This is a genomic window from Streptomyces thermolilacinus SPC6 (assembly GCF_000478605.2).
Lineage (GTDB): Bacteria > Actinomycetota > Actinomycetes > Streptomycetales > Streptomycetaceae > Streptomyces > Streptomyces thermolilacinus.
The window spans coordinates 2,875,629-2,895,625 of record NZ_ASHX02000001.1; the positions used below are offsets into that span (position 1 = coordinate 2,875,629).

General features: G+C 68.1%; 16 protein-coding genes and 1 tRNA gene. 12 read left to right on the plus strand and 5 right to left on the minus strand.

Translation table 11 applies throughout. From position 1 onward, the window contains the following. The first annotated feature begins 308 nt into the window (after positions 1-308). Positions 309-2,522, plus strand: a complete 2,214-nt coding sequence (locus J116_RS12245; RefSeq protein WP_023587363.1) for a transglycosylase domain-containing protein — start codon at positions 309-311, stop codon at positions 2,520-2,522. 75 nt (positions 2,523-2,597) lie between these two features. Here the strand turns inward: J116_RS12245 and J116_RS12250 are convergent, their stop codons facing one another. Beyond that, positions 2,598-3,062, minus strand: coding sequence for a GatB/YqeY domain-containing protein (locus tag J116_RS12250; RefSeq protein ID WP_023587364.1), 465 nt, complete (start codon positions 3,060-3,062; stop codon positions 2,598-2,600). Positions 3,063-3,220: 158 nt separating this feature from the next. On the opposite strand from J116_RS12250, the gene J116_RS12255 reads away from it, so the two are divergent. The 3 genes from J116_RS12255 to J116_RS12265 all read left to right on the plus strand — a co-directional run bounded on the left by J116_RS12255 (position 3,221) and on the right by J116_RS12265 (position 6,167). Continuing rightward, complete coding sequence (locus tag J116_RS12255; RefSeq protein WP_023587365.1) at positions 3,221-4,147, plus strand: metallophosphoesterase; 927 nt, start codon at positions 3,221-3,223, stop codon at positions 4,145-4,147. A 79-nt stretch (positions 4,148-4,226) separates the two neighbouring features. Further along, positions 4,227-4,300 (plus strand) — tRNA-Pro (locus tag J116_RS12260). 226 nt (positions 4,301-4,526) lie between these two features. Further along, positions 4,527-6,167 carry a hypothetical protein gene (locus J116_RS12265; RefSeq protein ID WP_023587366.1) on the plus strand — a complete coding sequence of 547 codons (1,641 nt, stop codon included), beginning with the start codon at positions 4,527-4,529 and terminating at the stop codon, positions 6,165-6,167. Here the strand turns inward: J116_RS12265 and J116_RS12270 are convergent. Then, positions 6,097-6,939 carry a hypothetical protein gene (locus J116_RS12270; RefSeq protein ID WP_023587367.1) on the minus strand — a complete coding sequence of 281 codons (843 nt, stop codon included), beginning with the start codon at positions 6,937-6,939 and terminating at the stop codon, positions 6,097-6,099. The genes J116_RS12265 and J116_RS12270 overlap by 71 nt on opposite strands. A 348-nt stretch (positions 6,940-7,287) precedes the next feature. Between J116_RS12270 and J116_RS12275 the strand changes: the two genes are divergently transcribed. The 5 genes from J116_RS12275 to J116_RS12295 all read left to right on the plus strand — a co-directional run bounded on the left by J116_RS12275 (position 7,288) and on the right by J116_RS12295 (position 14,468). Continuing rightward, complete coding sequence (locus J116_RS12275) at positions 7,288-8,619, plus strand: DNA cytosine methyltransferase (protein ID WP_023587368.1); 1,332 nt, start codon at positions 7,288-7,290, stop codon at positions 8,617-8,619. 191 nt (positions 8,620-8,810) lie between these two features. Beyond that, entirely contained in the window at positions 8,811-9,476 is a 666-nt protein-coding gene (locus tag J116_RS12280; RefSeq protein ID WP_235617339.1) for a very short patch repair endonuclease, read from the plus strand. 362 nt (positions 9,477-9,838) lie between these two features. Next, positions 9,839-12,172: an ATP-binding protein gene (locus J116_RS12285; RefSeq protein WP_023587370.1), complete on the plus strand. Its 2,334-nt coding sequence runs from the start codon at positions 9,839-9,841 to the stop codon at positions 12,170-12,172. A 14-nt stretch (positions 12,173-12,186) separates the two neighbouring features. Continuing rightward, entirely contained in the window at positions 12,187-13,845 is a 1,659-nt protein-coding gene (locus J116_RS12290) for a DEAD/DEAH box helicase (protein ID WP_023587371.1), read from the plus strand. Positions 13,846-13,901: 56 nt separating this feature from the next. After that, positions 13,902-14,468, plus strand: a complete 567-nt coding sequence (locus tag J116_RS12295) for a hypothetical protein (RefSeq protein WP_023587372.1) — start codon at positions 13,902-13,904, stop codon at positions 14,466-14,468. 557 nt (positions 14,469-15,025) lie between these two features. Here the strand turns inward: J116_RS12295 and J116_RS12305 are convergent. After that, entirely contained in the window at positions 15,026-15,949 is a 924-nt protein-coding gene (locus tag J116_RS12305; RefSeq protein WP_023587374.1) for a helix-turn-helix domain-containing protein, read from the minus strand. Between the two features lie 205 nt (positions 15,950-16,154). On the opposite strand from J116_RS12305, the gene J116_RS12310 reads away from it, so the two are divergent. Continuing rightward, on the plus strand, positions 16,155-16,343 hold the full coding sequence (locus tag J116_RS12310; protein WP_023587375.1) for a hypothetical protein: 189 nt from the start codon (positions 16,155-16,157) through the stop codon (positions 16,341-16,343). Positions 16,344-16,920: 577 nt separating this feature from the next. Here the strand turns inward: J116_RS12310 and J116_RS12315 are convergent. Next, positions 16,921-17,652, minus strand: coding sequence for a ferritin-like domain-containing protein (locus J116_RS12315; protein WP_023587376.1), 732 nt, complete (start codon positions 17,650-17,652; stop codon positions 16,921-16,923). A 160-nt stretch (positions 17,653-17,812) separates the two neighbouring features. Next, a complete protein-coding gene (locus tag J116_RS12320) occupies positions 17,813-18,541 on the minus strand; it encodes a restriction endonuclease (RefSeq protein WP_079147712.1) in 729 nt (242 codons plus the stop codon). Positions 18,542-18,716: 175 nt separating this feature from the next. Here J116_RS12320 and J116_RS12325 point away from each other — a divergent pair, with 175 nt between their 5' ends. Continuing rightward, entirely contained in the window at positions 18,717-19,196 is a 480-nt protein-coding gene (locus J116_RS12325) for a DUF7144 family membrane protein (RefSeq protein ID WP_023587378.1), read from the plus strand. A 309-nt stretch (positions 19,197-19,505) separates the two neighbouring features. Further along, positions 19,506-19,937, plus strand: coding sequence for a hypothetical protein (locus J116_RS12330; protein WP_139140476.1), 432 nt, complete (start codon positions 19,506-19,508; stop codon positions 19,935-19,937). Positions 19,938-19,997 lie beyond the last annotated feature (60 nt).

The following is a 19,997-nucleotide window of genomic DNA, read 5'->3' on the forward strand; positions in this document are numbered from 1 at the left end:
CAGATCACCCAGGGGAGTGACCCGAGGACATGCCGGACGAATCGCCCGAAGCAGGGCAACCCCCTTGAGCCGGACGGGGCATATCCGTACACACCGGGAAACAGGCGATGCGTCGCGTCGTCGTTGAACGCGAGGTGGGGGGTGGGACGTACTACCGGGCGGGAGGCGCCGTGATGCCGTACGGGAGAGTGGGCGACCACGGTGCGGCTGGCCACGGCGGCGCGGGCGTGCGACCGCTGTGACAGTTGTGACCAGCTTAGGCCAAGGCATATACGCGTGTCCGGGGAATGAGAACGTAGGCTGCCCCCATGCCAAAGAACCGCTCGGGCGGGGGTCTGACCGCGACCCAGCAGGCCGCCAAGTTCCTCGGTGTCAGCGTGCTCTCCGGAGTCGTCCTCGCCGGCATCGCGATGCCCGCGGCGGGAGCCCTGGGCCTCGCGGCGAAGGGGACGGTCCAGGGGTTCGACGAGATCCCGGCCAACATGAAGAGGCCACCGCTGAGCCAGCGCACCCAGATCCTCGACGCCGACGGCGGTCTGATCGCCACGGTCTACTCCCGCGACCGCACGGTGGTCCCGCTGGAGGAGATCTCGCCGTACATGCAGAAGGCGATCATCGCGATCGAGGACTCCCGCTACTACGAGCACGGCGCCATCGACCTCAAGGGCATCCTGCGCGCGGTCAACCGCAACGCGCAGGAGGGCGGCGCGACGCAGGGCGCCTCGACGCTGACGCAGCAGTACGTGAAGAACGTCTTCGTCGAGGAGGCGGGTGACGACCGCGACAAGGTCGCGCAGGCCACCCAGAAGACCCTGGGCCGCAAGATCCAGGAGCTGAAGTACGCGATCCAGGTGGAGAAGGAGCTCGGGAAGAAGAAGATCCTCGAGAACTACCTGAACATCACCTTCTTCGGCCAGCAGGCGTACGGCATCGAGGCGGCGTCGCAGCGGTACTTCTCCAAGCGCGCCAAGGACCTGGACCTCGGCGAGGCCGCGATGCTCGCCGGGCTCGTCCAGTCGCCCAGCCGGTACGACCCCGTCAACGACGTGCAGGAGGCCACCAACCGCCGCAACATCGTCCTCCAGCGGATGGCAGCCGTCGGCGACATCAGCCAGGCGGAGGCCGACAAGGCGAAGGCCGAGCCGATCAAGCTGAAGGTGACGCGGCCGAAGAACGGCTGCATCACCGCGCGCGACGGCGCCGGGTTCTTCTGCGACTACGTCCGCGAGGTCTTCCTCTCCGACCCGGTCTTCGGCAAGTCCCGCGAGGAGCGCGCCAAGGTCTGGAACCGCGGTGGCCTGACGATCAGGACCACGCTCGACCCGCAGGCGCAGAGGTCCGCGCAGAAGTCACTGAAGGACCACGTCTACCAGTCCGACAAGGTCGCCGCGGCGATCACGATGGTCCAGCCCGGCACGGGCAAGATCCTCGCGATGGGCCAGTCCAAGCCGTACGGCTTCGACAAGAACGAGACGCAGATCAACTACTCGGTCAACCGGAGCATGGGCGGCTCGAACTTCGGCTTCCCGACCGGTTCGACGTTCAAGCCGTTCGTCGCCGCGGCCGCCATAGAGCAGGGCAAGCCGCCGACGCAGACCTACTCGTCACCGTTCAAGATGCCGTACCCGGACTCGGTCCAGACGTGCAGCGGCAAGCCCTGGCGCAACTGGGGCAAGGACACGGTCGAGAACGAGAACGAGTCGGAGGTCGGCCCGTACGCGCTCAAGGACGCCATGGCCATGTCGGTCAACACGTACTTCGTGCAGATGCTCGCCGAGACCGGCATGTGCCCGGTCGTCGAGATGACCGACAAGCTGGGCGTCACCATGGGCGACGACAAGAAGCTGCCCGAGAAGCCGTCGGCGCTGACGCTGGGCTCGCAGGGCATGTCGCCGCTGACCATGGCGTCCGCGTACGCCGCCTTCGCCAACCGTGGCACGTACTGCACCCCCACCGCCATCGAGTCGATCAAGACGAGCGAGGGCCGCAGCCTGAAGGTGCCGCGCTCGAAGTGTGAGCGCGCGATGACCGAGCGGACGGCGGACACGATCAACACGCTGCTGCGCGGCGTGATCGACTCCGGTACGGGCCAGGCCGCCGGCCTCCAGTCCCGTGACAGCGCCGGCAAGACGGGTACGACCGACAGCCGCCGCAACGCCTGGTTCGTCGGCTACACGCCGAACATGTCCGGCGCCGTCTGGGTCGGCAGCCCGACCCAGCAGGTGAAGATGGAGTACATCACCATCGGCGGGCGATACCACGACAAGGTCTTCGGCGGGCAGGTCCCGGGGCCGATCTGGAAGGACGCCGTGGCGGGCGCCCTGGAGGGCCACCCGGCGCCGAACTTCACCAGGGTGCCGATCCCGGACCCCCCGAAGCCCCAGCCCCCGGCCCCCGGCGACGACAAGCCGGGCGGCGGCAACGGCGGTAACGAACCGCGCCCCGGCTTCTCCTTCCCGACGAACCTGATCGGCGGAAACGGCAACGGCAACGGCAACGGCAACGGAGGCCGCGACCGCTAGCGGCCACCGGAACAGCGATGAGGGCGTCCCCCCTGGCCAGGGGGGACGCCCTCATCGCGTACCGGGGCTCCCGCGCTACCCCGCGAGCAGCTGCTTCACGACAGCGGCGACGCGGCCGCCGTCGGCCCGGCCCGCCACCTTCGGGTTCACGATCTTCATCACGGCGCCCATCGCACGCGGCCCCTCGGCGCCGCCCGCCCTGGCCTCCTCGACGGCCTCGGCCACGATCCCGCGCAGCTCGTCGTCCGTCAGCTGCTTCGGCAGGTAGGCGTCGAGGATCTCGCCCTCCGCGTGCTCCCGCTCGGCCTGCTCGGCGCGACCGCCCTGGGCGAACGCCTCGGCCGCCTCACGGCGCTTCTTCGCCTCCTTGGCGATCACCTTCTGCACCTCGTCGTCGGAGAGCTCACGGGCCTGCTTGCCCGAGACCTCCTCCTTGGTGACGGCGGCGAGGGTGAGCCGAAGGGTCGAGGAGCGGAGCTCGTCACGCGCCCTGATCGCCTCCGTGAGGTCTTCCTGCAACTTGGACTTGAGCGTGGTCATACGAACCAGCATGACAGGTGCCCCACGCCCCCCGCCCCCGCATTTCCCCGCGTCTCTCCCTCCCGCCCGCCCGCTTTCCCCGCGTCTCTCCCGTCCCTCGCCGCCCCGACCTCGCCCGGGGTTCTGCCGCCCCTCCCCCCGTCTGCGACCATGGACTCATGCGCGCGCGATACGGAGTACCCCTCGGCATCACTGCACTGGGCGCGGCCGGTCTGGCCTACGCCGCCGGTTTCGAAGCCCGCTCGTTCCGGCTCCGCCGGGTGACCGTCCCGGTCCTGCCGCGCGGCACGCGTCCCCTGCGGGTGCTCCAGGTCTCCGACATCCACATGGTGAGCGGCCAGCGCAAGAAGCAGCGGTGGCTCCAGACGCTGGCGGGCCTGCGCCCCGACTTCGTCGTGAACACCGGCGACAACCTCTCCGACCCGGAGGGCGTACCGGAGCTGCTGGACGCGCTGGGCCCGCTGCTCGACTACCCGGGCGTGTACGTCTTCGGCTCCAACGACTACTACGGCCCCAAGCTCCGCAACCCGGCCCGCTACCTGTTCGAGAAGCTCCAGGGCCGGCACGGCCTGAACGGCAACCCGCCGGCCGTCGGCGCCGTCCACAACCCGTGGGAGAAGATCCGGGACGCCTTCGACGCGGCGGGCTGGCTGAACCTGACCAACACGCGCGGCCGCCTCAAGGTGGACGGCCTGGAGCTCGCCTTCACGGGCCTGGACGACCCGCACATCAAGCGGGACCGGTACGAGAAGGTCGCGGGCGGCCCGGAGTCGGACGCCGACCTGTCGGTGGGCGTCGTCCACGCCCCGTACCTGCGGTCCCTGGACGCCTTCACCGCCGACGGCTACCCGCTGATCCTGGCCGGCCACACCCACGGCGGCCAGCTGTGCGTCCCCTTCTACGGCGCGCTGGTCACCAACTGCGACCTGGACACGGACCGCGCGAAGGGCCTGTCCACCCACCGCGCGGGCGGCCACACGGCGTACCTCCACGTCTCCGCCGGCTGCGGCACCAACCGCTACACCCCGGTCCGCTTCGCCTGCCCCCCGGAGGCCACCCTCCTGACCCTGACCCCCCGCGCCTGACCCCGCCAGAAACCGGATTTCGTCTCCGGCCGCCGGTGGGCTAAAGTAAACGTCGTCGCCAGGACAACAACGGCGACATCGGGGTGTAGCGCAGCTTGGCAGCGCGCTTCGTTCGGGACGAAGAGGTCGTGGGTTCAAATCCCGCCACCCCGACAGAGAAACACCAGGTCAGGCCCGGTGCTGAGAGATCAGCACCGGGCCTGATCTGCTTTGTCGCCCCGTTCTGGGAGCCATTTGGGAGCCGACTTCCAGAACCGGCTCCCCAGCGGCTCCCAGCCGAGCGGCCGTCCACCTTCGAGCGTGCTCTGTGACGCTCACAGTCGGAAGGCGCGTCCCTACGGCTTGTGCGAGGCCGATCACAGACGGTACGACGATCGCCATGCACCCTTGGTCTCCGTTAAACGACCGGCAGCTCGCGCTCCTCACCCGCATCGGGGACGGTTCCGACCCGGTCACCTCAGACAGCCCCGAACTCGCCGTCACGGCCCGCGCACTCAAGGGGCGGGGTCTGATCATCATGCCCAAGAAGGATGGGAAGTGGCAGGCGGAGATCACCGACGCCGGACGCTTCTACCTGGAGCACGGCCATCACCCGGACCGGCCGGAGCCGGTCCAGCGCAAGCAGCGGTCCGCACACCCCGAGCAACGGCCGGCACCTCCACCGCAGAAGCAAGCCACAGCCGCGTCCGCGACGAAGCCCACGCCACAGCACGCCCCCAAGCCCTCACGGCCGTCACCGGCGGAAGTCGGAGCTTCCTTGATCGCCGAGGTGCAGCAAGCTGGGCGGTTCCTTCGCATCCCGAACCCCAGCGAAGAGGAGCGGGCTCGCTACCGCAGGGCGTTCGACGCTGCCCGGCAGTGTGCGCCCGAGGGGTACCACCTGAAGTACAGCGGCCGGGCGAAGGGGGACTTCTTCCTCGGTCTGCTCAGGGTGTCCGGGGAGGACGACACCGAGTGGAACCGGATCCGGCTGGCGCGCAGCCGGGTGATCAGCGATGTCGAGGACGTGATCGCCGCTGTCACTGCGGACCACAGTGCCTTCGAGATCTCGGAGGAGGTCCTGCCCCGAGTCCTCTCGCTGCTCCGGCTCCTCGCCGAGCAGGCACTCGCCCGCCACGGCGAGATCACGGTGTCCAAGAAGCTCAAGCAGCCCAGGCCCCTGCTCACCGTCCACGGCAGGACGTACGAGGTCAGTTTCCGCGAACGGCAGAAGCAGGTCCGGTACGTGCCCAAGCAGCCGGGCCGACGTACGTACGACTGGCAGCGGGTGACGCCGGCGCACAGGTTCGAGCCGTCCGGCGAGCTGGATCTGCGGATCAGCCAGCACTCGGGCTACGGCTACGGCCACAGCTACGGCTGGAAGGAGGAATGGGCCGACACCGCCAAGAAGCCGTTGGAGGAGCAGGTCGGTTCGGTGTTCCGGGCGCTGAAGGCGCGCGCGGAGGAGCAGGAGCAGGCTCGACTGGAACGGGATGCCGAACAGCGGCGCCAGCGAGAGGAGCGGGAGCGGCAGGAGGCGGAGCGTCGGCGTCTGGAGGCGGAGCGGGAGGAGCGCGAGAGGCGGGAGTGGGAGTCCGCCGTCAGTGCCGCCTCGATCAAGGCGGTTCACGCCCTACGGGCGGAGCACTTCGGCACAGCCCTGGAGCAGTGGAGGGTGGCTGGAGAGATCCGGGTGTTCTGCGTCGCTCTGGACGAAGCCGCCGCCACATCGGACGACGCCGTCGAAGCCGATCGGCTTCGAGAGTGGTCGGCTTGGGGGAAGACGGAGGCCGACCGGCTGGACCCCACGATCAACGGCAAGGGCCTGGCCGCTATCGACTTCTACGCGGAACCGACCGGAGATCAGCTACGGCCTTTTCTCGACGGCTGGAACCCGCACCGGCCGGAGAAGGAGCAGCCTGCGGCACGGCCCGAGCCGCCGAAGCCGACCCCGGAGCCGTGGCGCGGCTCTATCGACGCACGTCAGGATCAAGGCTGGCGATATGGACGCCAAGGTCGCGCTCAATGGTGGAGGCGATGACGCCGTGCCCACGGTCACGTAGAGCCTTGACCGCCTTCTCCACCAGCTGGCCGAGTCTGATGACCTCTTCGCGCAGTGCGACCAACTCGTCGTAGCGTTCAGCCTTGTCCTCGCCGCACCACGCCCGGACAGTCCGCAGGACGGCCGCCTCCGCATCCAACTTGCGGTCGTCCCGACGACGGTAGGAGTACCAGGAGGGCTGTGCGCGCTCCTGGTCGATGTCCTGCTGCTTGCGGTCCACCTCAGGGAGGATCTCGTCGGCGAGCCGACCCGCTACCTGGCGGGCGACGCGCTCGGTGACCGGCCAGCCGGCCAGGCACATGCCGGCACGGTTCTCGTGCACCATCGGGTCCCTGCGGAGCGCGGTGGCGTCCATTCCGATGAGCGGCGCTGTCTCGTCGAGTCGGCTCAGTTCCAGAACTCCCGCGTCCGCGACCCCTCGGCGGAGGCGCAGCCTGTTCTTCGGCCGGACGAACCCGAGGATCAAGCGCGCGGCCTCGAAATCCGTGCTGCCGCGTACGTGGCGTGACGCCTCGATCAGTCTGAGCTCTGCCTCGTCATCCGCGCGGAACGCGTCGACGTCTGGCCATGGCGCTACCAGGCAGCCCGGACTGACCCATTCCTGCAGGCCGACGTCATCGCCTTCCAGGAACCGGACGTGGATCCAGTCAGACCTGCCACGGCCACCCACCCGAACGATCTCCACCTGCCTGACAGGGCCACCCAGCTCCTTCGGCCTCGCGCGGTATGCCCAGTGCCCGCCAATCTCCATGGCCAGATCCGTTGGCCCCGTTACTGGGCGATCGTCGCAACTGCTGGAGTGTGGCGACCACGCCGACTTGACGCGGCCTCGCGGAGGTGTCAGCGACGGCGTCGTAGAGGCGGCCGTCGTCACCAGCCAGGTGCCGAGGTCCGAGATGACCCTCCCGTAGGGGGCCGGATCGGTGCCTGTCCTCTCCTCGGCCGCCGTTCGGCGCGAGGGGGCTCTCGCGAGTACGTCGGCGCGCGCTTTTACGACTGGTGGCATCGCACGCCATAAACCCACGTGCCCTCTTGACTCGGGTGATGACTCAGTGCATTACCCTTTCCAATGAGCCCTACTCCGCGGTATGGTTTTACAATGTCTGAGCAGCAAGAAGAACGATCTCCTGACCGTACGGCGGTGGAGCTGTTCGCCGGCGGTGGCGGCCTGGCCATGGCCGTCGGGCGGGCGGGTTTCAGGCCGCTCCTCTACAGCGAGGTCGCCACACGCGCCTGCGAGACACTGGAGGCGAACGGCGCCAAGGAGCGGGGCCCGGAGGAGTGGATCCCGGAGCCTGGCGGGCCCGTCCCCCTCGTCAAGGGCGATGTCCGCGCGCTCGACATGAAGTACCTGAGTGGCAAGGTTGACGTGCTGGCTGGCGGGCCGCCATGTCAGCCGTTCAGCCTGGGGGGGATCGCCAAGGGCGACGAGGACAAGCGGAACATGTTCCCGGAAATGTTCCGTGCCGTTCGCGAGATCCAACCGAAGGCCGTCATCTGCGAGAACGTGGTCGGTCTTCGGCGTAAGTCCTTCGAGCCCTACTTCAAGTACATCCTGCGGGAGTTGGCATATCCGTACCTGGAACGCGATCCGGACAGCACGTGGCAGGAGCACGACGCGCTCCTGCGTGCTTACGATGCCGACCTGAAGGTTGGCCGTACCTCCGACCCGTCCGGGGGCCACGAGCTATATGACGTCGTCGCTACTAACGTCAACGCGGCGAACTACGGGGTGCCGCAGGTCAGGAACCGGGTGATCATCGTCGCCTTCCGCCGAGACCTCGGGGTGGACATTGAGGCGTTCGAGCGGAGCGTGAAGCCCACCCACTCACATGCCGCCCTGCTCCGCTCCATGCGGGAGGGCGACTACTGGGACCGCCACCAAGTGCCGGACCACGTCCGCGATCGAGTCATGGCGGACCTGCCGAAGCAGACCGCGTTCGATACCGAGGAGGCGTCACTCCTCCCCTGGCGGACATTCCGTGACGCGCTCGCCGGACTGAACGGTGAGCCGCCACTGCCGCCCGTTCCCTGGGCACACCTCGACCGACAGGAGCGCTACCTGGGCGGCGTGACGAACCACATCGGCTGGCCCGGTGCGCGCATCTACAAGGGGCACACCCCGAACGAGCTGGACCGCCCGGCGAAAACGGTGAAGGCTGGCGTCCACGGGGTGCCGGGGGGTGAGTCAGTGATGCTGACAGACGACCGCGCTCGCGACCCCTCCGCTCCGGGCGGATGGAGGTACAAGCACCGGTACATGACTGTCCGGGAGACGGCTCGCGTGATGACGTTCCCGGACAATTGGGTGCTGGAGGGTCCACGAGGAGAGCAGATGCGTCAGCTCGGGAACGCCGTTCCCGTTCTGTTGGGTGAAGTCTTCGCCAAGGCAGTGGCTACCGCCTTGGACAACGCGCGGAGCACGCGGTGACCTCCGCGAAAGCGACTGCGCGCCAGGCCCGCTGGAAAGACAAGCAGCCACCCGAGCGGGCTTGGAAAGGGCGGCCTGGCAGGACGAGGGCTCAAGCGACGACGGAGCAGGACAAAGCCGCGGGCGGGCCGGATCGGCGCTGGGTGGACTTGGGCGATGGCCGCCGAGCGCGCGCGTCCGTCGAGTTGAAGATGCTGACCAAGACCCGCCGGATCCGGGCCTATTTGCGCTGGTCGGACAGGGGAACCACGCGAAAGCCCGTGTACCTCGGGGAGGTCGACCACGACACCCGCCGCGAGAACCTCGCCGAGGCTTGGCGCAGGGCGATCGAGCGCGGCCACGTGCTGCCCGAGGAGGAAACGTCGGCGTCGTCCTGGGCGGCGAGCCGCTCGGTGCGTGCCTCCATGCGGGGTAACCGATCACGTGACACGACCCCGGAGAAGCTCCTTCGCAAACACCTGCGTGAGCGGGGCGTGCGATACCGCGTCTCGCATCGCCCCATGCCGAGTGTGCGGCGAACCGCTGACGTCGCCTTCCCCGGCGTGAGGGTGGCTGTGTTCGTGGATGGGTGCTTCTGGCACGGCTGTCCGGATCACTGCCGATGGCCGGGAACGAACGAGGAGTTCTGGCGAGACAAGATTGAGGGGAACCGCGCGAGGGATTCCGAGACCAACCGCTTGTTGGAGCAGTCGGGGTGGCTGCCTGTGCGGGTCTGGGAGCACGAGGACCCGTCGGAGGCGGCTGACAAGATCATCGCTCTTGTGAGGACGCGGCGCCGGGTCACGGCTCCTAAGACGCGTGCTTCACAGGTCGCCCTCTCCCAGAAGGTCGGCGATGACGTCCTCAGCGCGACGTAGCATGATACGGCCGTCGCCCACGCTATAGGCGAGCAGACGGCTGCCGCATCCAAGGCCGGCCTCCGCCAGTAGGCCCATGGGCAGCTCGACCCGACCGTTCTCGTCGATGGTTACCTCGGCGGGCTCTCGGATCATGAGAACCAGTCTGGCATGCGTGAGGAAGGATCGTCGGCGGGGCGTCGCCGCTGGTGCGCGGGCTGATCCTGCGGATCCCGAACTGATCGTCAGTGGGCGTCAGTAGAGTAAACGCATGCTGACGCGAGGTATCTCGGGGGGCGAGTCGCGGGCAACGCGAAGCTCAGTCCCCGCCGGTCATACGCACTTCATCAAGGACGACGCGGTCACCCGGGGAGCGACGACTCATGTCTGAGGGCCAGTACATCAACGTGATGCCGCACCCCCGCATCCTCGGTGTCCTGGGCGACATCGAGTTCGCGGCCTGGCAGTGCCTCGCCGAGCTCGTGGACAACGCCTTCGACGTGTTCCAGTCCTCTCCCGAGACGGGCGGCGAGAGGCCCACCGTGAGCATCTCGCTGCCGACCGCACAGGACTCCCGGTCTACGGCTGAAGTGACCGTCCAGGACAACGGCCGAGGCATGAGTCTCGACGAGGTGCGTAATGCGATCAGCGCCGGCTGGAGCGGAAACGGCAGGCACGGCGCGCTCGGCCTGTTCGGCATGGGCTTCAACATCGCGACCGCCCGCCTCGGTCGCAAGACCGTCGTCCGTACGGGGCGTTCCTGCGACTCCTACTGGACCGAGGTCACGCTTGATCTTCCGCAGATCGAGGCGTCGGCCGCCTACCAGGCTCCGTACCGCCAGGTGCCCAAGGCGAACCCTGTTGAGCATGGGACTGTCATCACCATCAGCGACCTCAAGGGGGAGCAGTTCGAGGCGCTTCGCCGCCCCAACGCCCTCAAGGTGATCAGGGAAAAGCTGGGTGATGTGTACAGCTACCTCCTCACCGAGCGGGGTTTCCGGCTGACGATCAACGGCAAGAAGCTGCCTCCCAGGAAGCCCTGCGTCTGGGACGAGAAGCGCACCGTCACACGGCGAGGCGTGGAGATCAGCGCCGTTCAGCGCATAGACGTCCCCCTCTCGGACAAGAAGGCGTGCATGGCCTGCGGGTACTGGAACCCGCTCGACGTTGATCGATGCCGTGAGTGTGACCAGGACCGGCTGGAGGTTCGTTCCCGCCGTATCTGGGGCTGGCTCGGGATCCAGCGCTACGTGCACCGCACGGACTATGGCATCGACTTCCTGCGCAACGGCCGGAAGATCCTTCTCAAGGACAAGCGGGTCTTCTACTGGACCGACGAGGACGGCCTCGGCGAGCCGGAACTCGAGTATCCGATCGACTCCAAAGCGGCGACTGGGCGCATCGTTGGGGAGATCCACTGCGACCACGTCACCCCGAACTACCAGAAGACGGCTTTCGAGTTCGAGACCGCCGAGTGGCACCAGGTGCTGCGGGCCATTCGTGGGGAAAGCCCGCTGCGACCGGAGATCGCCAAGCGACGCCAGCTCCCGGAGAACGACAGTCCACTCGCGCTCCTGTACTCGGGCTTCCGCCGCCAGGACCCCGGCCTGAACTACTTGGTACCCGGAAACGGCAAGGAAGCCATCCACGAGAAGACCGTCCAGTGGGCGAAGCTGTTTCGGGACGACCATCCCGACTACCAGAGCGACGACATCTGGTACGAGGCGGCCTACAGCCACGATCATCCGCACCAGAACGACCCGGGTTCTGACTCGGACAGCGACACCGACGAGCTCCTGCCGGGCCTTGGGCCCGTAACTCCTGGTGAGGAGGACGACGATCAGGAAGTCCCCGGGGCAGAGGACGTACCGTCGGCCGACGATCCGGCGCCGACGGAGACCTTCGAACAACGGCTGCAGCGTTATCGCGACAACGCGGACCAGTTCCCCGACCTCGCCGGTGAGTACTTGATTCCAGAGATGGGTCGTATCGAACTGAGGGTCTGGGCCGTGCGGGACCAGCGACTCACCAATGCCAAGGATCAGGAGACCCCGGCCTTCGCCATCATGCTGCGCTCTCCGCGGTTGGAGGTCTTCGTCGACTCCGATCACCCGCTCTACCGAGAGCACGGGGCGGACATGCGTGACATCGCGCTGCTGGAGGCGGCCGAGTACATGCGCGTCCGGCAGAACGACAACTCCACGCCGCTGTCGCAGTTGCTGCTCCTGTTCAAGGAGCGCTCATCCAGCCCCCTCCTCACCCCGACCGCGATGGCAGACGAGGCTGAGCGGTTGTTGGAGCGGATCCGCACCCTGATGGCGCCGGTGATCGCGGAGACCCCTGCTGTTCACTGGCTGCAACTACGAGCGGACGAGAGGGAGGCCGCTGAGGAGCGTTTCGCTTTGGAGTCCGAGCCTGGGCTCGACTGGACGGAAGCGGTGAACAATGGCGACTTCATCCGTTTCGCTCCCGCCAGTGCCGTCCTGCGCGTCATCAGCGAGTCGCCAGCCCTCTTTATGGACGGAAAGGTCTTCCGACGCTCCTATGCCGCGCTGTCGGCGTCGGACGCTCGCGACTTGATCGTGGAGCGCTTGATGAACCCTCTGAGCGACCTGGCGCTCCTCGCACAGCACCGGCCGAAGGTCACTCCGGAAGAGTTGGGGCGCATTCGCGTCAGCTGCCGCTTGATCGCCCGTGACCTCGCGGACGACAGCTGAGGATCGGAGAGGCGATGCACAGCTTCCTGGACCCGGGCCCTCTTCTCGACGCCGGGCCACTGCAGTTCCCTAGGCGTGTCGAGCGGCTCCTGTGGCATCTCGGTTTCACGGACGTCGCCGTTATCGATGGCTCCGGTGACGAGGGTGGCGACGTCCTCGCTCGTCGGAAGGAAGAGCTGTGGGTCTTCCAGTGCAAGTGGAAGCGACGGGGGGTCGTCGGCGCTGACGCCGTGGACGAGGTCGACAACGCGCGAGACCACTACAGCGCGCATCAGGCCGTCGTCGTAACCAACAGCCGCTTCAGCTCGGAAGCCCGGCGCCGAGTCGACGTTCTGTCCCGTATCCGTCCCAGCATCCACCTCTGGGAGGGCGGTCACCTCGCCCGGAGCTTCAAAGGGATCCCGCCCCGCTTCGGAAAGGTGACGCCTCGCCCTTACCAGGCCGAAGCTCTTTGGGCCCTGGACAAGGACCTGGACTCACACGGACGGGCCCTGCTCATCCTGGCTACGGGGCTCGGCAAGACGGTGGTCGGCGGCGAGGTCATCGCGGCGCACCTCCGTCGTCATCCCACGGATCAGGTTCTCGTAGTCGCTCACGCCAAGGATCTTGTCCAGCAGCTGGAGCGTGCCCTGTGGCGACACCTCCCGAAGGACATCCCGACCCGTCTCCTCACTGGGGACACTCGCCCGGACGACCTGTCCGGCGTGACGTGCGCCACGGTGGGCTCCGCTCTGCCAGCTGCCCGCTTCGGCTACCGGCCAGCACTCGTCATGGTTGACGAGGCTCACCACGTCGGCGAGGACGGTCAGTACGACGAGTTGCTCGACGTGCTGTCTGCCGCTCGGCAGTTCGGAGTCACGGCCACACCCTGGCGAGGAGACTCGCACGACATCAGCCACCATTTCGGGCCGGCGAGCTTCACGCTCGGCATCGAGGAGGGCATGCGTCGGGGTTACCTGGCACAAGTGGACTACCGCTTGTTCGTCGACAACGTCGACTGGGATGTCGTGAAGGCGGCCAGCGAGCACGAGTACGGCCTGGCTGACCTCAACGCCCGTCTCTTCCTGCCACAGCGGGATGAGTCCATCCGTGACGAGCTTGCTGCCGCGTGCGCTGCAACCGCGGATCCCCGAGCCATCGTGTTCTGCCGCACAGTTGAGCACGCCGAGCGACTGGCCGAACTGCTACGCCGTACCCCCTTGTGGTCCGGCGCCCTGGCCCTACACGCCGGCCTGGCCAAACGCGAGAGGCAAAGCCGGCTCCTAGCTTTCCGTAGCGGCGAAGTCCCCATCCTCACCTCAGTGGACATCCTCAATGAGGGAGTGGACGTCCCCGACGTCAACATCCTCTGCTTCGCCCGGGTGACTCACTCCCGGCGTATCTTCGTCCAGCAGTTGGGGAGGGGACTCCGACTCCGGGAGGGCAAGGAGCGCGTGACGGTGCTCGACTTCGTCAGCGATCTACGCCGGATCGCGGCGGCCCTCAACATGAAGCGAAGCCTGGAGGGCGGTGAAGTCGAGGTCCTGGACCAAGTCGCCCCATCACAAATTGAGTTCAACGACCAACGGGTTGCGACCCTTATGGAAGAGTGGATCAGGGACGCGGCCAGTCTCGAAACCGCGTACGACGAGCACCGCCTGCAGTTCCCGTCCGCCCTCGCCGCCTTGGAGTAGCCGCCTTGCCGCAGCTCAACCTTCCGGAAGCTCTTCGACGTCGCATCCTCCTCAGCATGTACCGCACTGCCGACGAGCTGGACTGGGAGTTCCTGAGTAATCCCGGGAAGACCGCTCAGTACCGCCGATGGTTCGATGACCCAGACATCGGCGGGGAGCTGCGAAGGTTCGCCAGCGACCAGGACGTCCGAGTATGGATCAAGGACGTACCGATGAAGGAGTACGCCAGGGCTCAGGAGGGTATCGGCAACTTCGTCCCGTACGTCCGCCGGCGTTTTCGCGGGGCGGACGAGATCGTCCAGTTCTTCTGCGGAGCAGATTGGTCAGTGGTCCCGGAGTCGGTCGAGGGCAAGCCCAACCACTGTCTCGCGACTGACGGCAACGCCACCCGATACGTCTGCTGGGGTAAGGCCGGGGTCTTGAAGGACCTCATCTGGGCAGCACTGAACAAGGCCATCGACTCGCCCACCCGCCCTGGCATCGTGATCACGACCAGGGACGGCGAGACGATCTCCCAGAACGCGCGCGAGCGTCATGCTCGGCTGGCGAATCACTGCGGCGTCGATCTCGACCACCTGCACCGCTCCATGATCGACAATCCGGACCTGATCACCGATCGGTAACAGCCCCGGCCGTACGACACAGAACAACTGCCCGGTGGTCCGGGCTGGGGGCTCAGGGAGCCAACCCGCTCCCCGAGCCCCCTCCAGGCTCCGCGACACCAACCGAGCCCATGCATCTGACCTGCGGTAACGCCATCGAAGCTGGCAGCCTCGCCAATCGAACCTCATTGGCCGGCAAGATGGCGCTGCCAGCTATCGGCCTGGGTCATGCGTCGCGTGCCCGCCGGAGTAGCGGGTGAGGGAGCACTGGGCAGATCGGGCGGACACGGCGAGCCAACGGCATCACGCCGGGTCATCCCACGCCCAGCGAGGCTCCCGGGGATGAGCGGAGACGACGAAGTAAGGGGGGCCGTCCCACAGAGACTCGGATCGCATGGTCGTGATGGTATGGGAGGAGTCACAGGTCACCTGATGTTCGAACCTGACAAGTTGGGCACGGGGCAACAGGCTGACGATCTCTGACCTGATCAAGTCGATCTTGGACTGTATACCAGTCTCCTTCCCGTAGCCGCTCCCGTCGAGCGCCAGATAGGGAGGGGAGGGGTCGAAATCGACGATCAACGCGGGCACCTCCTCAAGGATTGGGTCGGCGGCGCGCAGGTCTGCCAGCAGTTTTTTGAGGACGGCGACGTTCTGCTTGACCACCACCAACCGAGGCACGGCGGTGTGCAGATTGAGGGAGAGAAGAGCGGAAGCGCCTTGTGCCTCTTTTCGAACTGCAGGGCAACTTCGGACGGCATGCTCCGGTAGTCAGACTCTTCGCTGGTCAGGCGCAGGAGGGGGAATCGTGCCTGCAACTGCTGATCGGCGTCGTCGCTTGGGAGTAGCGCCTCCTCAAGCCGGCGCTGGGTCTGACTACGCAGAAGGTTCAAGGTTCCGCTGAAGACGATGACCAGGCGATAGCCAGCATCCAGGGCGCGGGCGACGACACCGGCGCCGATGGTCGTCCTGCCGGATTGCGCTCCAGCAGTAATGACTCCACTTGTTCGATACGGCGCCTCTGCCGTGGGGTCGGCCAGGCAGGCGAGGACTCGTGCCGTCACCCTTTCCAGAGCGGTGAGCGAGACTTCTGGCCAGCCTCGCTCAGCGAGCGAGTTGGTGAAGGCAGACCAGCGCCAGCCTTCGTCTCGTGCTTGCCGGGTCGTCGCGAGAGCCTGAAGCTCCGACTCCGCACGGCGGGCCCGCTCCTCTGCCATCTGATTGTCCTGGCGGAGTACCTGCACGAGCGCCGACCAACCGTTGCGCTCCTCGAGCGCACGCCGGTGCAGTGCAGCGATTCTCTCTCGGTTCTCGGGGTTCATCGGCTTGCCCCGCGCGATCTCGACCTCGCGCAGCAGAGTGTCGACGAACTCCCAGGGAGCAAGGCGCTCGCCACGCAGGTACCGGCTCACCGCAGTGTGGTCCCAGTACACGTGCGCGCTGAAGTCCCGTTGGGAGCGGCCGAGCTCCTTGAACAGGTTGCGCAGCGTCTCCGCAAGCACAGGGAGCGCTGGCCCGGCGAGGGAGGAAGGAGGTGACTGGAGTTGATTCGGCGGGAGATAGGGAGTCCCCATGAGCTCGTTTCTACCCGGGAGCACGCCTGGTCGCGTGGTGTTGCGGCCTTCTGGCAACACATTGCTCCAGGCGCAACGCGGCCGTCCGTCGGCACTCTGAAGGCCGTCCATCGGCCGAGGGAGGAACACCAGCATGCTTCAGCGGCTCAGTCGGCGCCTCATCGAGAAGGTGAGCTGCCAGAAGCAGCGCTTCACCGGGCACATCAAGCGCCTGGTAAGGGAGGGCCTTGCAACGGCTGCACGCGGGACCGTCCACGGCATCTTCAGCAGCATCGGGGGCCTGGCCGTCGCAGCGGTCGTGTGGTGGGTCAAGAACCGATAGCTACGAAGGCGTGGCCACACGCCAGGGCCAGTATCCCGCTGCCATGCAGCACAGCATGAGAGGCTGGTGACGCCAGGCCCTGGGGGCAACTGGGGCATCACGTCGATCAAGGCGGCACGACCCTGTTCACCAATGCGGGGTTCGGTGGCACCGCCCAGCACCGCTTGAGGTGATCTTGCAGGGCCCCGTAACGCGGAGTCTCGGATAGACAATGGCCAACCGCTTCATCCGAGCGGCGGCCGATTCGCGGCGAACAGCACGTACTCGCCCGGCCGGGAGGACGTTGGCCACTGGGAGCCGTCTGGGAGCCAACCTGCTCCCCCGGCCCCCTTCCGTACCCGCCGGGACCAACCGAGAACACCTCATTGACCTGCGCAAACGCCATCCCCGCAGACCAGGCCGAAAGCCGAACCTCGTTCGAGACGAAGAGGTCGTGGGCTCAAATCCCGCCACCCCGACAGCCAGCTCAGGGGCCTGATCCGCGAAAGCGGGTCGGGCCCCTGGGTGTTTTGCGGCGTTCGTGACCCCCGTCTTGTGGCGGTGAAGACAGGCCGGTCGCAAGGGGGGTGTGGAGGGCTCAGGACGTGCTGGGCAGGGCCTCCTTGGAGGGGGTCAGCACCTCGGCGATGACCGGGCCGGACGAGGCCGCGGTGTCTGCCATGAAACGCAGCCGTCCTATGCCCAGGCGGCGCAGGGCCGGGCCGTGGTTGGCGGCGACGATGAGAGACGCGGCCAGCAGCAGGAGTTGCCACAGGGCCATCGTCGGGCGGCGCAGTGCGCGGGGCACCTCCGCCAGGGAGGCGTGCAGGCGCTCGCAGTGGAACGGTATGTGACGCTGCTCGTCGGACAGGATGCGCCCCGCCACTTCCGAGGTGAGCGGGTCGTCGGCGCCGTCGCGCAGAGCCCGGTAATAGCGCACGGCCACCACCTCCGCGACCATCAGAACCAGCAGTTCCATGCGCAGGCCCAGAAGGCGGCGGAGCCGTACGAAGAGCGTGTCGCTCCAGTGGCCGGTCAAGGTCGGTACGCCGCCGGCGGCCAGCAGCCGGGCGAGCAGGCGGGCATGGTTCTGCTCCTCGGCGACGAAGAGACGGACCGCCCGCGCGTAGTCGTCGTCACCGGCCTGCACCGCCTTGCCGACGAGGTTGGCGCCGTCCCCGTCCTCGCCGACCTGGAAGCGCTGGATGCTGGCCCACACCGCCGGGGGCAGCGTCACGCCCCGCGTCCAGTCCGGGTCTCCCTGGACACGCCTCCGTTCGCGCTCGTCCTCGAATCGCCGTGTCCATGCGGCGAAGTCGCCCGTACGCACCCGGTCTCCCCCCTCCTCCGGGGCGCAGCCGCCGACCGTTGTGCCCCCGGGAGGAACGACGTCGTAGAGCGCTGAAGCGTTCCCGGTGCCCGCCGTGCCGTGGGCAGGACGGGGAGGTGGCGGGTGGTGGCGATGGCGTGCGGCCGAATGAGCCGGGGGATCAGCCGTAGGTCTCCCGGCGGCGCTGTCGGTGGAGACGGGTGCCTTGGCCCGCGCCGTTCACCGCGGTGAGGGAGGGCAGGGACGCTCCGCTGTTCCAGAGGCCGAGGTGGTCTCTGTGGACGGCGACGATGCCGTTGTGCGTCGCGAACCGTTCGGCGGGGGCGGTGAAGTACGTCGTCGCCACGAAGACCGCCACGTCCGCCTTGAAGTGCGTCTTCGCGCCCAGGAGGTCGCGTACCTCCCGGCTCGGGATCTTGTTCCGGGGCGTGTACCGCTTGCACTGGATCACCATGCTGCGCCCGTCCGGGAGCCGCCCCAGCACGTCGGCGCCGTCGTCGTGGGAGCCGCCGACCCGTCGTACGTCCGTGCAGCCGTCCCGTCGGCACAGCCCCACGACGAAGTCCTCGAACTCCGTGCCCGTCATGGCGTCCACCTCGGCCAGCGTCCGGTGCCCCGCCCGTACCGCCTCCTCCCGGCGCCACTTCCCGTCGCCGCCCCTGAGCAGCCGGTCCGTACGCCACAGCCACCATCCGCCCGCTCCGGCGCCGCCGAGCAGCAGCGCGGCGAGGAGGTAGGGCCAGACCTCCGACCAGTACGCCACCAGGAGGACGAGGGCCACGGCCCCGCCCGTCACCGCCGCCTTCACGCGCTGCTCGCGCCGCTTCCGCGCCGCCGTACGTCGTGGTTTCCGTGCCGCCGTACGTCGTGGTTTCCGTGCCGCCGCCATGGCCCTCCCCCGCCGGTCCGCATGAGCCGAGCTGCTGGTCAGCAGTCTCGGGACGGGCGGGCGGGGGTGGAAGGGCGCGTGTCGGCCAGTGGCCTGTTACCGGGCAGCTGACCGTCGTCGTCCGTACGGGTGCCGCCGGGTCGCCGCGCGGGGCGGGGCGGCGCAGGCTGCTCGTATGAGTGACACAGCGGGGCACGGCCACGACCACGCGCCGGGGCACGCCCGCGCGCACCACGGGCGCGACGGCGCCACCAGCACCACGCCCGGCAGTGACGGGGACGCGGCGTCGGCCGGGGCGATGTTCGCCGGGGTACTGCTGCTGGTCCAGGGCGTGCTCGGCATGGTGCAGGGCGTCGTGGGCATCGCCGAGGACGAGGTGTACGGCATCCTCGGCGACTACGTGTTCGAGTTCAGCGTCACCGCGTGGGGCTGGGTCCACCTGATCCTCGGGCTGGTCCTCGTCGTGATCGGCTGGGGCATCCTGCGCGGCGCCGCCTGGGCGCGGGCGGTCGGCGTGGCGCTGGCCTCGCTCTCGGTGATCGCCAACTTCGTCTGGCTGCCGTACCAGCCGGTGTGGGGCCTCGTCTCGATCGCAATCGGCGTCTTCGTGATCTGGGCCCTGTGCACCGCCGACACCCCGCCCGCGCCTCGCTGATCCCTTTTACGGCCCCGGCATCCGACCAGGCCGCAAGACTGCCGGAATCCGGCAATGCGCGAAGTCGCCGACCCCTGCCAGGATGCGTACGTCGGAAACGGGGGTGCCGATCGATGCCGGGATGCGGAAGCGTGTCCCGGCTTCGGCATCCGTCTGCGGAGGTTCGCGCCGGGGGGCGCGGGGCGTGTGCAGGCTGCCGCGTGCGGGGTGTCTTGTGGGGCCGGGGCCGGGTGCCTCATGCGCCACGGGCCGGGTGCCTCGTGTCGGCGTGCGTCGTAGGGAGTTCGTGTGGGAGAGGGGGCCGCGGGGGTGCGGGAAGTCTGTACGGCGGCCTTGTGCTTTCCCGCCTTCTTCTTCAGCGTCGCGCTGGTCGTCGTCGCAGCCTTCTGGCTGCTCGTGCTGTGTGGCGCCGCCGACGTGCACGGGTTCGACGGGGACCTGCCACTCGGGGCGGTCGGGCTGGGGGGCCTGCCCGTCTCGGTCGCCGTCTCCGCGATGGCCGTCGCCGGGTGGTGCGCCGCGCTCGCCGGGACGGTGGCGCTCGGCCGACTGACCGGCCCCGGGGTCGTACGGAGCGGGCTTTCCCTCGTCGTGCTCGTCGCCGCGCTGGTGGTGGCGCACGGGGCCGCGCGGCTTCTGGCAGGGCGGTGGTGGCCGCCGCGCGCCCGCTTCCCGTCGGCGGGGGCGGGGGCTGAGGCCGCGCGGCCCGGGACGGCGCGGCCTGGTGCCGGTCCTGGGTGAGGGGCCTGGGAGCCCGGTTGGGGGGCGGTACCCGGGTGATGGGGGGCCGGGGTCCGGGGG

What these genes read in the sequence shown, in the direction of transcription:
- J116_RS12285 (WP_023587370.1), top strand. Translation starts at nt 9,839, where the DNA reads ATGTCTGAGGGCCAGTACATCAACGTGATGCCGCACCCCCGCATCCTC.
- J116_RS12310 (WP_023587375.1), top strand. Translation starts at nt 16,155, where the DNA reads ATGCTTCAGCGGCTCAGTCGGCGCCTCATCGAGAAGGTGAGCTGCCAG.
- J116_RS12275 (WP_023587368.1), top strand. Translation starts at nt 7,288, where the DNA reads ATGTCTGAGCAGCAAGAAGAACGATCTCCTGACCGTACGGCGGTGGAG.
- J116_RS12270 (WP_023587367.1), bottom strand. Translation starts at nt 6,939, where the DNA reads ATGGAGATTGGCGGGCACTGGGCATACCGCGCGAGGCCGAAGGAGCTG.
- J116_RS12245 (WP_023587363.1), top strand. Translation starts at nt 309, where the DNA reads ATGCCAAAGAACCGCTCGGGCGGGGGTCTGACCGCGACCCAGCAGGCC.
- J116_RS12290 (WP_023587371.1), top strand. Translation starts at nt 12,187, where the DNA reads ATGCACAGCTTCCTGGACCCGGGCCCTCTTCTCGACGCCGGGCCACTG.
- J116_RS12250 (WP_023587364.1), bottom strand. Translation starts at nt 3,062, where the DNA reads ATGACCACGCTCAAGTCCAAGTTGCAGGAAGACCTCACGGAGGCGATC.
- J116_RS12295 (WP_023587372.1), top strand. Translation starts at nt 13,902, where the DNA reads ATGTACCGCACTGCCGACGAGCTGGACTGGGAGTTCCTGAGTAATCCC.
- J116_RS12320 (WP_079147712.1), bottom strand. Translation starts at nt 18,541, where the DNA reads ATGGCGGCGGCACGGAAACCACGACGTACGGCGGCACGGAAACCACGA.
- J116_RS12255 (WP_023587365.1), top strand. Translation starts at nt 3,221, where the DNA reads ATGCGCGCGCGATACGGAGTACCCCTCGGCATCACTGCACTGGGCGCG.
- J116_RS12325 (WP_023587378.1), top strand. Translation starts at nt 18,717, where the DNA reads ATGAGTGACACAGCGGGGCACGGCCACGACCACGCGCCGGGGCACGCC.
- J116_RS12280 (WP_235617339.1), top strand. Translation starts at nt 8,811, where the DNA reads ATGCTGACCAAGACCCGCCGGATCCGGGCCTATTTGCGCTGGTCGGAC.
- J116_RS12265 (WP_023587366.1), top strand. Translation starts at nt 4,527, where the DNA reads ATGCACCCTTGGTCTCCGTTAAACGACCGGCAGCTCGCGCTCCTCACC.